Genomic DNA, 14739 nt, shown 5'->3' on the forward strand with positions numbered 1-14739 from the left:
GCCAGCGAACGGCTCTGCCGACTCACAGAAAGTCTCGTGCATTGTTCAGGAAGGTCAGGGCTTCCCCGTCCGACTCTCCGGTTCGACAGAAAGCGGATCGAAAGGAGCTTACTCTTCAGCCAACAAATTTTTGGTACAAAATGTCTGGTCTTTACCAATGGTCTTTCGGCATCGGTGACCCATCGGCAAGATTTGTGTAGACAAGGTCGATCAATCCCCTGAGCAGGCGGCGCTGCAGGCCGGACACGCCGGGAACGCGAGCCGGTCTTCGGCGTACGGGATTCTCCCTCCACGCTTTGGCCTTCGCGCGACGCTGCCTCTCAATCGCTAACGGATGCGGTAGATTCTTGCAGCATTTGCGCGAAACATCGCGTCTTGCGCGGCCGATGGATACGGCGCCAGCGCCGCGCGGAAAGCCGAGACCAGTGCTTCATAGGACGTCCACAGCTTCTCGATCGGAAAATTGCTGCCGAACAGGCAGCGCTCGGAGCCGAAGATGGCGACCGTTTCGGCGACGATCTCGGCGATGTCGGCGGGGTCGTTGCGGTGGCTGAAGGTGCCGAGCCCGGACAGCTTGGTGACGACATTGTCCCTGTCGGCCAGCCGTTTCATGCCGTCGCGCCACAAGGCGTGGCCGGCCGTCGTCCGGTCCTCGGGCATGCCGGCATGCTGCAGGATGAAGGTAATGTCCTGGTTGTCGGTGGCCAGCCGCGCGGCGTCGGCCATCTGCGAGGCGAAAACCTGGAGGTCGAAGGACCAGCCGTAATGGGCCAGCCGCCGCAGGTTCCTGCGGAAAACAGCCTCGTTCATCAGGTCGGGGCGCGGCGCGAAGCGGTACATTTCATTGTCGTGCCAGTGAAGCTGCATGCGGATGCCCCGCATCAGCGCAAACTCCGACTGCCGTTCCAGCGTGTCGCCGGCAGTCTCGTCCATCAGGTCGGCATAGCCCACGATGGCGTGCGGCCAGCGATGGGCGTCCGCGATGCCCTGTACCCAGGCCACTTCGTCGACGGCACGGGTCTTGGCCCAGTTGGTCTGGACATAGACCGATTTCTCGACACCGGAGCCGCTGATGTCGGCCAGGAACTCCTCGATCGGATAGTCCCGCCGGATGGGCTCGTAGGGACCGAAGATCCGCGGCACCATGGGCCCCTGCAGCCACGGCAGGTCGGCCCGATGCCAGACATGATGATGCGCGTCGATGATCGATATCATTTCCGGTCCTCCGGGAAGGCCTTTCCGGCGTGGCCGCGCGGCGCGCGCCCGACGGCATCCAGCATGCTGAGCAAACGATCGAGTGCGGTCAGGCTGGATCCGTCGAAGAGCCCGTCCAGCACGGGCAGGATGGCGGCCATGCCGCGCGTGGCCGGGCGATAGCACGGGTCGGCCGCGAGCGGCGTCGCCCAGACGAGGCGATGGCTCAGGCGAGCAAGCCTATCGACCGCGCGGACCATGGCGGACGGGTCGCCCCGCTCCAGCCCGTCCGAAAACACGATCGTCACGGCGCCGCGCACCAGCGCCGCGTAGCGCGAGACGGACAGGAAATCCTCGAGCGAACGGCCGATCAGAGTGCCGCCGTCAAAGTCGAAAACGATATCGGCGAGCCGCCCCAAGGCCTGCTCGCCATCGCGATGCCGCAGCGTGGCGGAGACGCGCGACAGGCGGGTGCCGAAGCAGAAGGTCTCGACCCTTCGCGACCGGCGCGTGGCGAGATGGGCGAAACGCAGATAGCCCTCCGACTGCGCCTTCATGGAGCCCGACACGTCGATCAGCAACAACAGCTTGCGCGGCCGTCGAGGTCGAGATCGGCGAAGCAGCCGCAAGGTTTCGCCAAGGGTCCGCCGTGCGGCGCGGGCCGTGCCGGGCAAGTCGATCCGGGGGCCGCCCGAAGCGGGAAGCCAGACCCTGCGTGCCCTCGTGGGCAGCGTTTCCAGGCTGCGGGACAATGCGGCCAGCGCACGGCGATCATCCTCGATAAGTCGCCCAAAGTGCTTGCGACTGCGACCGATGTCGTCGGAAGCCACTCGTCCGCTGCTGTCTCCCGGAACAGTGTCGAGCATCCGTTCTCCGGTGCGGGACGTGTCGGCACGCGGACCGGCATCCTCCTGCGGCCGCTCGACCTCGCCGGCCAAGGTTTCGGATCCGAACCATGACTGGAACACGGAATGATAGACCGGAAAGTCTTCCGGTGCGGCCGCGAGCGTCACGCGGCCGATCCTTTCCAGGTCAGCCAGCCCATCGAGCCGGCAGAGCCTTGTCGCTTTGAGGAAGTCCGCCGCCCGGCCGGCGTCGACCGCCAGGCCGGCCCGGCGCAGCGCCGGAGGGAAGCCGGCCAGCAGCTCGGCGGCTGCCGTGACCGACGCCACCGACGTCACAGGACACCTGCCTCGGCCACGACCGAAAAATCCTCCTGGTCTTTGACCAGCAGCCCGAGCGACCGTTTCAACGCATCGGGCCAGGGCGCGCCGTCGCGGTGCAGCACTTCCGCTGCGCGAGCCCAATCGATGCTTTCGGCGATACCCGGCCGCTTGATCAGGGGCAGGCGGCGGACCGCCGCGACGGCGTCCACCAGCCTCTCGGCCGCTTCTTTCGCCACCCCGGGCGCATGTCTTTCGACGATCGCCCGCTCTCTTGCGGGCTCGGGATAGTCGATCCAATGGTAGAGGCAGCGCCGGCGCAACGCGTCATGGAGTTCGCGCGTGCGGTTCGACGTCAGCACGGTGACGACAGGCTGTTCCGCCTTCACGGGGCCGATCTCGGGAATGGAGATCTGGAAATCCGAGAGGAATTCCAGAAGGAACGCCTCGAAGGCATCGTCGGCACGGTCGATCTCGTCGATCAGCAAGACGCTGGTCCCGGCATTGCGAAGCGCCTTGAGCAAGGGCATCTCGATCAGGAACTGGGGCGCATAGAGATCGGCCAAGGAGACCGCGCCGCTGCGCTCCGCTACCCGCACATGCAGCAGCTGGCGGGCGTGGTCCCAGTCATAGAGCGCCTTGGTCGCGTCGATGCCTTCGTAACATTGCAGCCGGATCGCCTGGCGGCCGAGGAGCCTTGCAAGCGTGTTGGCGACCTCGGTCTTGCCGACCCCCGGAACGCCCTCCAGCAGCAGCGGCTTGCCGAGCGCAAGCGCCAGATAAAGGGCGGTGACCAGCGTTTCGTCGGCAAAGTAACCCTCGGCCGCGAGCCGCGCATCGAGTTCGTCCTGGCTGAGCGGCGCGATCATGACGAAATCCGCCGGCTCTCAGAACTGGAGTTTCTCGTCGCACACCATCCTGAACCGGTTGGAGCAATGCGCCGCGGCGTCGCCGCCGGCGGCCTTGCCGGCCTCGGTCGCGAAGGCGGCGGCCATCGCGGCCTCGTCGTCGAAATACATCTCCGAAACGCCGTCGAAAGGAGCCTCGCCGTTTTCGGCGCGAAGCACGTTGGACGTGTATTTCCTGAGGCCGGGCAGGCTGCGCGCGAAGGCGACGTGATCCTCGAGGATCCATTTCCTAAAATCGTCGAACGCCATGCCTTCCTTGCGCTTCATCAGCGCCATCACCTTGATCATGCGAAATGCTCCCTTTGGTGTTTCACCCGGCTCGGGCGCGCAGCGCGTCGAGACCGCGGAGGATCCTCTCCGGCGTGATCGGCATTGTGGTGACGCGCACGCCGCAGGCGTCGAAGATGGCGTTGGCGATGGCCGGGATCGGCGAGTTCGCCGTCATCTCGCCGATGCCCTTGGCGCCGTAGGGTCCGTTTGCCGCCGGGCGCTCGATGATCACCGAATCCATCTCGGCGATGTCGCCCGGGCCGGGCATCAGATATTGCGAGAAATCCAGCGGGCCATGGGCGCGGCTCGGATAGTAAGGCTCGGTTGTCTCGTAGAGCGCATGGCTGACGCCCATCCAGGCCCCGCCGACGATCTGCTGATGGGCGAGCGCGGGGTTCACCGCGCGGCCGATCTCATAGGCGTTGGTGAGCTTGATCACCCTCACCTCACCGGTCTCGTCGTCGACCTCGACTTCGGCGATCGTGCAGGCGTGGGCCTGGCAGGAATCCGGGTCCATCTCGCCTGTTTCGGGCACGACCTCGCTCTTCGGCTTCAGGAACATGCCGCGGCCCGAAATCGTGCGGCCATGCTTGAAATGGGCCGCCAGCGCCACGTCGACGACCGAGATTCCCTTGTCGGGCGCGCCGTTGACGTGAATGCGGCCCTTGCCGTCGGTGACGAGATCGCCGGCGTCGACCTCCAGCTCGGTGGCGGCCACATCCATCATCACCTCGCGCGCCTCGCGTGCCGCCATCATGATGGCATTGCCGATGCGATGGGTGCCCCGGCTGGCGAAGGTGCCCATGCAATGCGGTCCGGTGTCGGTGTCGGCGGTATCGATGACGACGTTTTCGTATGGAATGCCGAGCGTCTCGGCCGCGATCTGGGCGCCGACCGTCTTGATGCCCTGGCCGAGATCGACCGACGACAGGGTGACGACGAAGCTGCCGGTCGTGGTGGCGTGGATCAACGCCTGGCTGGGATCGCCGCCGAGATTCATGCCCGTCGGATAGTTCACCGCCGCGACGCCGCGGCCCTTCAGCCATGCCATGTCACGCCTCCCGTCCGAAAGACGACATCGCCGCGAAGCGCGGCGCCAGCGTCTTGCCGGTCTGCCGGGCCGCCGCCTGAATCACCTCGACCAGGGCAGCACCCTCCACCTTCTTGCGGTGGGCCTTCATGTCGCCGTCGCGATAGGCGTTGATCAGGCGCAGCTCCATCGGGTCCATGCCGAGAAAACGCGCGATCTGGTCCATCTGCGATTCCAGCGCGAAGTCGCCGATGGTCACGCCGAAGCCGCGCATGGCCGAGGACGGGGTGCGGTTCGTGTAGACGCAATAGGCGTCGACATGGACGTTGGGGATCGTGTAAGGCCCCGGCATATGCGCCGCCGCCTTGGTCGTGCCATAGGTCGAATGGCGGCAATAGGCGCCGGCATCGACATAAAGCGTGATCTTGCGCGCGACGATGCGGCCGTCGGCCATCACCCCGTCCTTGATGTAGATGCGTTCCGAAGCGCGCGGCGACGACACCTGCATCTCTTCCGCCCTGTTGTAGGCATATTTCACCGGGCGATTGGTCAGCATGGCGCCGATCGCAGCGATCGGCTCGACGATCACATCGACCTTGCCGCCGAAGCCGCCGCCGACCGTGCCGCCGATGAGACGAAGCTTGTTGAAGGGCACGCCGAGGATCAGCGCCATATTGTCGAGCGTGAAGTAGAGAGCCTGCGTGTTTGAATAGACGGTGAGCCGGCCATTGCCCTCCGGCCTGGCGATGCAGCCTGTGGGCTCGATCGGTGCGTGTTCGATGGGCGCCGATTCGTAGCGGTGCTCGATGATGTGGTCGGCAGCCGCAAGGCCCTTGTCCACGTCGCCGAAGCGGATACGCCGGCAATTGTGGCCCTCATAGACGAAATAGTTGGTGCCGTGCCGCTTGAAGGGCGGCGCGACCATCGCTTCCTCGACGTCGAGCACGGCGGGCAGGTCCTCATAGTCGACGACGACCCGCCGCGCACCTTCGAGTGCCGCCTGGGGCGTCTCGGCAAGGACGGCGCAGATCTGCTCCCCCATGAACAGGACGCGATCCTCCGGCAGCACCGGTTCATCGTCCGGTCCGACGCCGATCAGCTTCAGGATCGTGTACCAGTTGTTGGGCACGTCCTTGTGGGTGAGCACGCGCACCACGCCTGGAACCTTCAGCGCCGGCTCCGTGTCGAGGCGCTTGATGAGGGCATGATGGCGCGTGGAACGCACCATCTTGAGATGCAGCATATCAGGGAAGCTGACGTCCTCGTAGAACTGGGTGCGGCCCGTGACGTGGCCTCGCGCGTCGGCCCGCTGGACGCTGTCGCCGACGACCGAGAGATCGGCCTGGCGCTCGCGGGCGAAGAAGCTGGTGTCGATCTTCTCCATGGCCGATCCCCTCACGCCGCCGTTGCCAAGTGTCCAGCCCGGACGCGACGGGCGGCATCGAGAACGGCGTCGATGATCGCCTCATAGCCTGTGCAGCGGCAGATGTTGCCCGAAATGGCGCGGACCGCGTCCTCGCGGGTCGGCTGCGGATTGGCGGCCAGCAGGCCAGCCGTCGCCATGATCATTCCGGGGGTGCAGAAGCCGCACTGGGTGGCGAAACCTTCGAGGAAGGCCTCCTGGATAGGATGAAGGCCGGCGGCCGGCGTCAGGCCCTCGACCGTCAGGACGGACGCGCCGTCGACGGTTTCGGCAGGCAGCAGGCAGGACATCATCGCCTTGCCGTCCACCAGCACGGTGCAACTGCCGCAGGCGCCCTGCTCGCAACCGCGCCGTGTTCCCGTGAGCCCCTGGCTCTCGCGCAGAAGGTCGAGCAGTGTTGTGCCCGGCGCGACCAGGACGTCGCGCTCCGCGCCATTGACCGTGAGCGATACGACCGATTTCTTCATGGCTCTCCCTCCCCGGTGCTTGGCTCCGGCGATCTTCTATTCGTTCAGAAGCGCGCGCCTGACGTGGATCGGCGTCACCCTCGCCCGGTGCCAGGCGCTGGCATAGGCGTCGTCGAACGGGTCGATGTCGGCGAGCGCAGCCAGTGCCGCCGCCTCGACATGATCCCGGTCGAAGGGCTGTCCGTTCAGCGCCATTTCGGCTGCAAGCGCGCGCAGCGGATGGCGCGCGACACCGCCCAGGCCGATCCGGCAATCGCCGACCAGGCCGTCATCGAGATGGACGATGGCCGCAACCGTGACGATCGCCGCCGAATTCAAGGCTTTCCGCCCGGCCTTGCGGAAGTGGAATGTTCCCGTTGGGGGAAGCGCCAGGGAAACCGAGGTCACGATTTCTCCCGGCTTCACGCCGGTACGGACGATCTCCTCCACCGGTTCCTGCCGTTCCCCGTCCGGCCCGGCGACGCCAGCGGTCGCGCCGAGTGCGACCAGGCAGACCGCAAGGTCGCCATAGGGCTGCTTGACGAACAGATTGCCGCCGACCGTCGCCATGTTGCGGATCGTCGGCGAGGCGATGGCGTAGAGCGCCTGATGAAGGAAGCTGAGGCCCTGCTCGGCCTCGAGCTCCGCGAGCGTCGCCGCCGCGCCGATCACAGCCTTGCCGGCCTTGATGGAGACGCCGGAAAGCCCCGCCCTGCGCAGGCTCACAAGGGTGGAAATGTCGGTGCCGTAGTTCAGCAGCGGCATCAATGCCGTGCCCCCGGCAATGATTGCGGCGCGTTCGCTCCGTTGCAGCATCGCCTGGGCCTCGGCCACGGAGCCGGGCACGGATACGGCCTGCAGCATCGTCTCCTCCCAGAGAACCAGCAGTTGCGGCACGGGCCTTGGCAGCCTCTTGATTATTCATTATCGATAAATCAAAATGACTTTGTCAACCACCAGTGTGCACCATAGGACGGAGCAAGCTCCGGGCGTGCCCGGGGCGATCGTCAATTCCGCGGAAATCTCTTGATGAGCGACAAGCAGGCCCTGAAACCGGAACGCTCCAGCGAACCGGACTTCTCCAATACGCCGCTGCGGCAGAGATTGAAGGAAGTGCTGCTGCGCCGCATTCTGGGCGGGCATTACGACCCCGGCGAGCGGTTGGTCGAGCTTCGTATCGCGGAGGAGTTCGGGACCAGCCAGGGCCCGGTGCGCGAAGCATTGCGCGAACTGGAGGCGACGGGTCTCGTGACCAACCTGCCACGCCGCGGCACCTATGTCTCCGACGTGATGGGCGAAGGCTTGCGCGAGATCTACACGGTGCGCGGGGCCCTGGAGGAGCAGGCGACACGCATCGCCACGCGAAGCGGTGCCTGCGACCTCAGGCTGCTCCAGCGCGAAGTCGATCTCATGCATGAAGCGGCGGTGGGCGGCGATACGCATGGCGTCGTCGAGCATTCCGTCAAGTTCCATCGATCGATCATGGAAGCCGCCGGAAACCGCCTCCTGCTCAACATCTGGCAATCTCTCCAGATCGAGACCCGCACGACCATCACCATGCTGGTCGAGGGGCTCGACCTCGTCGAGATCGCGGACAGCCATCAGCCGATCGTCGACGCGATATCGGGCGGAGATGCCGAACTGGCGGCCCGCGTCGCGCGCGAGCATCAGGATTATTTCGAGAGGCTGCCGGTCCCGAGCAAAGCCGGCTAAGAAGGGCGGGCGATCGCCTCGAGCCAGGCGGCGGCGGCAAGGAGGCGGCGTTCCGAACGGGGCGGTCCGACCAGCTGGACGCCGATCGGAAAGCCTCTCTCGTCGCGGCCGATGCTGACGGTCAGGGCGGGAACGCCGGCCATCGACCAGAAATAGGTCACGGCGATCCATTCGATATAGGTGGCGAGCGGCTTGCCGTCGATTTCGGTCGGCCAGGGCAGTTCCACGGGGAACGGACCGGTCTGCGCGACGGGGCAGATCAGCACATCGTATCGTTGGAAGAAGGTTTCGACGTCGCTCGTCAGTTTCGTACGGCGACGTTGCGCCTGCGCGACCTCGTCGGGCGAGGCGGCCATGCCGCGCTCGATGTCGCCGCGCACGTCGGCAGTGAAGCGCTCCGCTTCCGCCGGCCACCTCTCCTTCCATTTCGAGGCATAGCCGACGCCCCGGATCACGTTTGTCGCGCGCTGGACCCCGACGAAATCCGGTTCGGCCCGGTCGTAAGCCACCTGCTCGCGGCCGAGCAGCGTTTCGACACGCTCGAAATGACGCCGGTTCTCCTTCGAGACCGGCAGCACGCCGAGGTCGGCGCTGACCGCAACGCGGCCCGGCGCTCGCGGCCGCAAGGCAGCGGCGAGGAAACCGCCGTCCGCGAGGCCGTCATAGGACAGCGGATCCGAAGCGCAGGGTCCGGCCATTCCGTCGAGCATCAGTGCCGTGTCGGCAACGCTGCGCGCCATCGGTCCTTCGACGAAGATGGTGTCCTGGGGATCGGCGCTCGGCTTGCGCGGCACAAGGCCGGGCGTCGGCCGCAGCCCGACGACGCCGCAAAAGCCGGCGGGCGTGCGCAGGCTGCCGCCGACATCGTTGCCATGCGCGAGCAGCACCTCCCCGGTCGCCAGCGCCACGGCGGAGCCGCCGGAGGAACCGGCGGGGGTGAGCCTCGGGTCGAAGGGATTGCGGGTCGGTCCAAACAGCGCATTGGTCGTGTTGGCCCCGCCAAGTTCCGAAAGGTTGCTCTTGCCGACGGGGATGGCGCCATGCGCTTCGAGCCGGGCGATCACGGGATCGGAACGCTCGGGCATCTGGACCTGCGTCAGCGGGCTGCCGCCGCTCGTCGGCACTCCTGCGACGTCGGAATTGTCCTTGACCACCAGCGGCAGGCCGGCCAGCAGCGGATAGTTCCGCGGCGCGCCAGCATGACGTTCCATGAGTCCGCGCGCTTGCGCGAGCGCGCGATCGAAGCACCGGACGGGAATGGCATTCACCCCGATGTCCACCGCCTCGATCCGGCGGATCGAGGCCTCGACGAGGTCGAGCGGCGTCAACTCGCCGGCCCGGATCCGGTCACGCGCCTCGAGCGCGGACAGGGAAAGCAACTCGATCGTACCGGTCATGTCGTGAGGAATTCCGCTGGCAGTCCGGCAGTCGATCCGCGCCGCAGGAGGGCTGGATCGAAGACGACCTGTTCCGGCTCCGCGGCGCGCTCCTGCTGGCCGCCGGTCACACGGCCGAGCAGGATGCGGATGGCGGCCTCGGCGATCGCGTCAGAGGGCTGCATCACCACGGTGAGCCCTGGCCGCAACATGCCGGACCATGGCAGGTCGTCGATGGTGATGACGGAAATGTCGTCGGGTATGCGCAGATCGGCGTCGAGGATGCCGCGGAGCATGCCTTGCGCAAGATGATTGTTGGTCGCGAACAGGGCGGTCGGGCGCTCCGGCAGCGACAGCAGGCGGCCTGCCGCCTCGTAGGCCTGAGCCTCGCTGAAGGCATATTGCTCGATATAGCCCGGCCTGAAATCGGCGCCGGCTGCCACGAAGGCGTCCCGATAGCCGTCGAGCCGATGGCGTGCGATCTGGTGGTCGGGGGAACCCATGATCACGCCGGTCCGGCGATGCCCGAGCTCCAGCAGGTGGCGTGCCGCCAGTTCGCCGGCAAGCCGGTTGTTGATGGTGACGGAATCGATCTCGAGCCCGTCGAGGAGACGGTCGACAAGGATCGCCGGCGGCTTCAGCCGCGAAAGCTCCGCTACCCGGCCGGGCCAGCCTTCGCGGGTCGGCACGAGGATGATGCCGTCGGCCCTCTGCTCGGTGAGAAGGCGCAGGTTGTTCCTTTCGCGCGCGGGATCCTCGCTGCTGTTGCATAGAAGCACGGAATAGCCCTGAGCGCTGGCGCGCTGCTCGATCGCCTCTACGAGCTTCAGGAAGAAAGGATTGGTGATGTCGGCGATCAGCAGGCCCAGCGTGCGGCTGGCCCCGCTGCGCAGGCTGCGCGCACTGGCGTGCGGCGCGTAGCCGAGCTGACGGGCGGCGTTCGACACACGCCCGCGCAGCTCCTCGCTGACCTTGCCGCTGCCGTTCAGCGCTTTCGACACGGTTGCCACGGAGACACCGGCCAGCCGAGCCACCTCCCGTATCGTGGGCAGTCCGTTGCCGCTCACGCGATCCTCCAAAAAACGTTTTCTTGAACGTAACGGCACGCTCTCAAAAGTTCAAGGGCATCTTTTTGCGACGTATAATCAGTGTGTTGGACTAATCCTGGGCTGATCTAGTCGAATCCATCTTGCGCGATCCCGGAAAACGAAGTTAGCATTTGGAAAACGATTAACTGGGGAGGAACCATGCCCAGTCGAGCAAAGCCGTGCCGATTTCGGCTGCGATTCGCGCTTCGGTCCGCCGTCGCAAGGCCGGACGCTGAACCGTGATCGGTTATGTCATCGGACGCCTGCTGTCGGCGGTGCCCGTGCTGGCCGCCGTGGCGGCATTCGTCTTCCTGCTGCTCAATCTGGCGGCCGGCGATCCCGCCGCGATCATGGCCGGCGACTACGCCTCGGCGGAACAGGTCGCGGCCATGCGCGCCGCGCTCGATCTCGATGCGCCGATGCACGAAAGGTTCCTTGTCTGGGCGGCAAGGATCCTGTCCGGAGATTTCGGCGCGTCGATCTTTTCCGGTCTTCCGGTTTCGACCATGGTACTGCAGCGCATCGAGCCCACGCTGATCCTATCCTCCATGACCATCGTGATCGCCGTCGCGGTTGCCGTGCCTCTCGGCCTGCTCGCCGCCTACAAGCCGGAGAGCCTCGTGTCGCGACTGACCGTGGCAGGTGCCGTGCTCGGCTTCTCCATGCCCGTGTTCGTTGCCGCCTATGCTCTGGTCTATGTCTTCGCCCTGACGCTCGGCTGGTTCCCGGTGCAGGGCTACGTGCCGCTCTCCAAGGGGTTCTTCGCCTGTCTGCACAGCCTGGCGCTTCCGTCGGTCGCGCTTTCATTCCTCTATCTGGCCCTGATCGCGCGGGTCACGCGCGCCGCGGTGCTCGAGGTTCTGCGGGAGGACTTCGTGCGCACCGCCCACGCCAAGGGTCTCGTTGAGCGGAAGATCCTGTCGCGCCACGTGCTGCGGAACGCCGCAGTACCGATCGTCACCATCATCGGCATCGGTTTCGCGTCCCTGCTCGGCGGTGTCGTCGTCACCGAGACGGTCTTTTCGATCCCCGGCCTGGGGCGGCTGACGGCCGACGCGATCCTGCGCCGCGACTATCCCGTGGTTCAGGCGCTCATCCTGCTGTTCTCGGCGGTCTATGTCTTCGTCAACCTGCTGGTCGACATCGCCTATGCGCTGCTCGATCCACGCATACGGTATTGAGGAGGATCGGATGAGCCGCGTGGCTTCGCTTCCGGCGCCTCCGGTCTCGCGTGCGTTCGCGCGCTCAAGGCTGCGCGGCCGGCTGCGCCGGAGCCCGGTCCTGGCTGCCGGCGGCGTCATCCTCCTGGCCTTCGTGGTCATGGCGCTCGCCGGTCCGCTGTTCGGACTCGACCCGTCGCATATCGACCCGCTGGGCAGGTTGAAGCCGCCGTCCGGACAAGACTGGCTGGGCACCGACCATGTCGGACGCTCGGTACTGGCGCGCACGGTCTGGGGTGCCCAGGTCTCGCTCGCGGTCGGCGCACTGGTGATGCTGGTCACCACGGTGACGGGCGTGCTGCTCGGCGTGCTCGCCGGCTACTTCAGGGCCTTCGATTCGGTCACCATGCGCGTCATGGACGCGGTCATGGCCATCCCCGCGATCCTTCTGGCCATCGCGCTCGTGTCTCTGATCGGCGCCGGCACCTTCGTGCTGGTCGTCGCTATCAGCCTGCCGGAGATTCCGCGCATGGCCCGCATGGTGCGCGCGAGCGTGCTCGTCCTGCGCGATCAGCCCTTCGTGGAGGCGGCGATCACCAACGGGGGCAAGACCCACAACATCCTGATCCGCCACATCCTGCCGGGCGGCGCCGGCCCGATCCTTGTCCAGGCGACCTATGTCTTCGCATCCGCCATGATCCTCGAGGCGATCCTGTCCTTTCTCGGCGCCGGGACCCCACCCGACGTACCGAGCTGGGGCAACATGATGGCGGAGGGGCGGCTCTACCTGCAGCTCGCGCCCTGGGTGCTCGCCGTTCCCGGCGTCTGCCTCGCTCTGCTGGTGCTCTCGGTCAATCTGATGGGGGACGCTTGGCGCGACATGCTCGATCCGAGCCTCGCGCGGACTCCCTCTGATCAGGAGCGTGGCCGATGAACGAGCCCATCCTGAGGGTCGAGAACCTCGCAATATCGCTCGTCGGCGCCGATGCGGCCTGGCCGCTCGTCAGCGAGCTCAGCTTCGAAATCCGGCGCGGAGAGACGCTGTGCCTGGTCGGCGAGAGCGGCTGCGGAAAGAGCCTGACGGCCCTGTCCATCATCGGGCTCCTCGACCGCAAGCTCCTGCGGCCGACCGCCGGACGCATCCTGTTCGAAGGCCGCGACCTCCTGGCGTTGCCGGAGCCGGAAATGCGCGCGTTGCGCGGCAACCGGATCGCCATGGTGTTCCAGGAGCCGATGACCTCGCTCAATCCGGTGCAGCGGATCGGCCGCCAGATCGCCGAGGTGATTGCGCAACATCGCGGGACCGGGGAGGCGGCGGCAGAAGCGGAAGCCGTCGCGCTGCTCGATCGCGTGCGCATTCCCGATGCGCGGCGTCGGGCCCGCGAATATCCGCACCAGCTCTCGGGAGGGATGCGCCAGCGCGTGATGATCGCCATGGCCTTGGCCCTGCGGCCGGCGCTGCTGATCGCCGACGAGCCGACCACCGCGCTCGATGTCACCATTCAGGGTCAGGTGCTGGCGTTGATCGACGAGCTGAGGCGGGAATTCGGAACCTCCGTCCTTCTCATCACCCACGACCTGGGCGTGGTGGCGGAAGCCGCCGACCGGGTGGTCGTACTGTATGGCGGCCGTGCGGTCGAGGAAGCCGGCTGTGTGGAGCTGTTCGATCGGCCGCACCATCCCTACACGGCGGGCCTGCTCGGCGCGATCCGCGAGCTGCTCGCACCGGACCGGATGGACCGGCTTACCGAAATCCCGGGAACTGTCCCCTCGCCAGCGGAGCGGGGCCCGGGTTGCGGTTTCGCGCCGCGCTGCGCGTACGCCTTCGGGCGCTGCAATGAAGCGCGGCCCGCCTTCGAAACCCGCGAGTTCGGACATGGCGCTGCGTGCTGGCTGCCGGACCTCGCCTCCGTAGCGGGGGCATCCCGATGACGGCGGCACTGGAAGTCAGGAACCTCTCGAAGACCTTCGTATCGCGCGGTGGGCCTTTCGGCCTGTTCGGCAGGCGCCGCGTGCATGCCGTTGACGACGTCAGCTTCTCGGTCGCGAAAGGCAGCACATTGTGCCTGGTCGGCGAGAGCGGCTGCGGCAAGACCACGATCGGCCGCATGGTGGTGCGGCTCACCAGCCCGACCGGCGGCTCGATCGTCATCGACGGCGAGGACTTCTCGATGCTGTCAGGCGAAGCGCTCAGGCGCCGACGCCGGCAGGTGCAGATGGTGTTCCAGGACCCGTTCGCCTCTCTCAACGCCCGCATGCGTGCCGCCGACATTGTCGCCGAGCCGATGGCGAATTTCGGCATGGGCAGCGCTGCCGACCGGGAGCGGCGCGCCCGCAGGCTGTTCGACCTCGTCGGCCTGCCGCAGTTCATGATGGAGAGGCTGCCGCGCGAACTGTCGGGAGGGCAGAGACAGCGCCTGGGCATCGCCCGCGCGCTTGCCGCGGAGCCCTCCGTGGTGATCGCCGACGAAGCCGTCGCAGCCCTCGATGTGTCGATCCGCTCGCAGATCCTCAACCTGCTCGCCGACGTGCAGAAGGAAACGGGCGTCGCCTATCTCTTCATCTCGCACGACCTCTCGGTCGTTCGCCATATCGCCGACGAGGTCGCAGTCATGTATCTCGGCGCGCTGGTCGAGCGCGCGCCCGCGAAGGAACTGTTCGCGGCCCCGCGGCATCCCTATACGCGCGCCCTGATCGGGTCGATCCCGGCCGCTCATCCTTCTCTGCGCAAGCGCTACGTGCCGCTGGAAGGCGAGGTGCCGAGCGCCGCCAGCCTGCCGTCAGGTTGCCGCTTCCGCACCCGCTGTCCGCTCGCCACCGAGGTCTGTACCGCGACCAGGCCGGCTCTGCGCGGGGTCGCACCGGCCCATTTCGTGGCGTGCCACCACGCGGTCCCGGGCTCCGCTGGCGACGATGGCGAGAACCGCGGCATGGGGCTGACGCCCGATCTTTTTTCATGAGGGAGGAG

At 66.6% G+C, this 14739-nt stretch carries 15 protein-coding genes; 5 read left to right on the forward strand and 10 right to left on the reverse strand.

What is annotated here, in order from left to right; genetic code table 11:
- Positions 1 to 327: 327 nt before the first annotated feature.
- From JN280_RS05970 to JN280_RS06005, 8 genes are read right to left on the reverse strand one after another with little or no spacing between them, the layout of a single operon-like run.
- Positions 328 to 1215, reverse strand: a complete 888-nt coding sequence (locus JN280_RS05970; protein WP_202310720.1) for an amidohydrolase family protein — start codon at positions 1213 to 1215, stop codon at positions 328 to 330.
- Positions 1212 to 2375, reverse strand: a complete 1164-nt coding sequence (locus JN280_RS05975) for a vWA domain-containing protein (protein WP_202310721.1) — start codon at positions 2373 to 2375, stop codon at positions 1212 to 1214. Before JN280_RS05975 ends, JN280_RS05970 begins: the two co-directional genes overlap by 4 nt.
- Positions 2372 to 3226, reverse strand: a complete 855-nt coding sequence (locus JN280_RS05980; protein WP_202310722.1) for an AAA family ATPase — start codon at positions 3224 to 3226, stop codon at positions 2372 to 2374. The genes JN280_RS05975 and JN280_RS05980 overlap by 4 nt, the downstream gene beginning before the upstream one ends.
- 18 nt (positions 3227 to 3244) lie before the next feature.
- On the reverse strand, positions 3245 to 3553 hold the full coding sequence (locus tag JN280_RS05985) for an EthD family reductase (protein WP_202310723.1): 309 nt from the start codon (positions 3551 to 3553) through the stop codon (positions 3245 to 3247).
- 22 nt (positions 3554 to 3575) lie between these two features.
- On the reverse strand, positions 3576 to 4586 hold the full coding sequence (locus tag JN280_RS39940; protein WP_202310725.1) for a xanthine dehydrogenase family protein molybdopterin-binding subunit: 1011 nt from the start codon (positions 4584 to 4586) through the stop codon (positions 3576 to 3578).
- Between the two features lies 1 nt (position 4587).
- The gene (locus tag JN280_RS39945; protein WP_202310727.1) at positions 4588 to 5949 is read right to left on the reverse strand and encodes a xanthine dehydrogenase family protein molybdopterin-binding subunit; all 1362 of its coding nucleotides are present in this window, start codon (positions 5947 to 5949) and stop codon (positions 4588 to 4590) included.
- Positions 5950 to 5960: 11 nt separating this feature from the next.
- Positions 5961 to 6455: a (2Fe-2S)-binding protein gene (locus tag JN280_RS06000; protein WP_202310729.1), complete on the reverse strand. Its 495-nt coding sequence runs from the start codon at positions 6453 to 6455 to the stop codon at positions 5961 to 5963.
- A 36-nt stretch (positions 6456 to 6491) separates the two neighbouring features.
- Positions 6492 to 7298 carry an FAD binding domain-containing protein gene (locus tag JN280_RS06005; RefSeq protein WP_202310731.1) on the reverse strand — a complete coding sequence of 269 codons (807 nt, stop codon included), beginning with the start codon at positions 7296 to 7298 and terminating at the stop codon, positions 6492 to 6494.
- A 165-nt stretch (positions 7299 to 7463) separates the two neighbouring features.
- On the opposite strand from JN280_RS06005, the gene JN280_RS06010 reads away from it, so the two are divergent.
- Positions 7464 to 8147 (forward strand): GntR family transcriptional regulator, encoded by a 684-nt coding sequence (locus JN280_RS06010; protein WP_202310733.1) that lies wholly within the window; start codon positions 7464 to 7466, stop codon positions 8145 to 8147.
- On the opposite strand, the gene JN280_RS06015 is transcribed toward JN280_RS06010, so the two are convergent.
- Both JN280_RS06015 and JN280_RS06020 read right to left on the reverse strand, forming a co-directional pair.
- Positions 8144 to 9544, reverse strand: a complete 1401-nt coding sequence (locus JN280_RS06015) for an amidase (protein ID WP_202310735.1) — start codon at positions 9542 to 9544, stop codon at positions 8144 to 8146. The genes JN280_RS06010 and JN280_RS06015 overlap by 4 nt on opposite strands.
- Positions 9541 to 10590 (reverse strand): LacI family DNA-binding transcriptional regulator, encoded by a 1050-nt coding sequence (locus tag JN280_RS06020; protein WP_202310737.1) that lies wholly within the window; start codon positions 10588 to 10590, stop codon positions 9541 to 9543. Before JN280_RS06020 ends, JN280_RS06015 begins: the two co-directional genes overlap by 4 nt.
- A gap of 260 nt (positions 10591 to 10850) precedes the next feature.
- Between JN280_RS06020 and JN280_RS06025 the strand changes: the two genes are divergently transcribed.
- Genes JN280_RS06025 through JN280_RS06040 form a run of 4 tightly spaced genes read left to right on the forward strand, consistent with a single transcriptional unit; the run spans position 10851 to position 14731 of the window.
- A complete protein-coding gene (locus JN280_RS06025) occupies positions 10851 to 11792 on the forward strand; it encodes an ABC transporter permease (protein WP_202310739.1) in 942 nt (313 codons plus the stop codon).
- A 10-nt stretch (positions 11793 to 11802) separates the two neighbouring features.
- The gene (locus JN280_RS06030; protein WP_202310740.1) at positions 11803 to 12705 is read left to right on the forward strand and encodes an ABC transporter permease; all 903 of its coding nucleotides are present in this window, start codon (positions 11803 to 11805) and stop codon (positions 12703 to 12705) included.
- A complete protein-coding gene (locus JN280_RS06035) occupies positions 12702 to 13703 on the forward strand; it encodes an ABC transporter ATP-binding protein (protein WP_202310741.1) in 1002 nt (333 codons plus the stop codon). Before JN280_RS06030 ends, JN280_RS06035 begins: the two co-directional genes overlap by 4 nt.
- Complete coding sequence (locus tag JN280_RS06040) at positions 13700 to 14731, forward strand: ABC transporter ATP-binding protein (RefSeq protein WP_202310742.1); 1032 nt, start codon at positions 13700 to 13702, stop codon at positions 14729 to 14731. Before JN280_RS06035 ends, JN280_RS06040 begins: the two co-directional genes overlap by 4 nt.
- The last annotated feature ends 8 nt before the right edge of the window (positions 14732 to 14739 follow it).

This window comes from Mesorhizobium sp. L-8-10 (genome assembly GCF_016756635.1).
Taxonomy (GTDB): Bacteria; Pseudomonadota; Alphaproteobacteria; order Rhizobiales; family Rhizobiaceae.

Bases quoted from the DNA above. Each gene is read 5' to 3' on its own strand.
- JN280_RS05970 (WP_202310720.1), bottom strand. From the start codon at position 1,215: ATGATATCGATCATCGACGCGCATCATCATGTCTGGCATCGGGCCGAC.
- JN280_RS05980 (WP_202310722.1), bottom strand. From the start codon at position 3,226: ATGATCGCGCCGCTCAGCCAGGACGAACTCGATGCGCGGCTCGCGGCC.
- JN280_RS05985 (WP_202310723.1), bottom strand. From the start codon at position 3,553: ATGATCAAGGTGATGGCGCTGATGAAGCGCAAGGAAGGCATGGCGTTC.
- JN280_RS39940 (WP_202310725.1), bottom strand. From the start codon at position 4,586: ATGGCATGGCTGAAGGGCCGCGGCGTCGCGGCGGTGAACTATCCGACG.
- JN280_RS39945 (WP_202310727.1), bottom strand. From the start codon at position 5,949: ATGGAGAAGATCGACACCAGCTTCTTCGCCCGCGAGCGCCAGGCCGAT.
- JN280_RS06000 (WP_202310729.1), bottom strand. From the start codon at position 6,455: ATGAAGAAATCGGTCGTATCGCTCACGGTCAATGGCGCGGAGCGCGAC.
- JN280_RS06005 (WP_202310731.1), bottom strand. From the start codon at position 7,298: ATGCTGCAGGCCGTATCCGTGCCCGGCTCCGTGGCCGAGGCCCAGGCG.
- JN280_RS06010 (WP_202310733.1), top strand. From the start codon at position 7,464: ATGAGCGACAAGCAGGCCCTGAAACCGGAACGCTCCAGCGAACCGGAC.
- JN280_RS06015 (WP_202310735.1), bottom strand. From the start codon at position 9,544: ATGACCGGTACGATCGAGTTGCTTTCCCTGTCCGCGCTCGAGGCGCGT.
- JN280_RS06030 (WP_202310740.1), top strand. From the start codon at position 11,803: ATGAGCCGCGTGGCTTCGCTTCCGGCGCCTCCGGTCTCGCGTGCGTTC.
- JN280_RS06035 (WP_202310741.1), top strand. From the start codon at position 12,702: ATGAACGAGCCCATCCTGAGGGTCGAGAACCTCGCAATATCGCTCGTC.
- JN280_RS06040 (WP_202310742.1), top strand. From the start codon at position 13,700: ATGACGGCGGCACTGGAAGTCAGGAACCTCTCGAAGACCTTCGTATCG.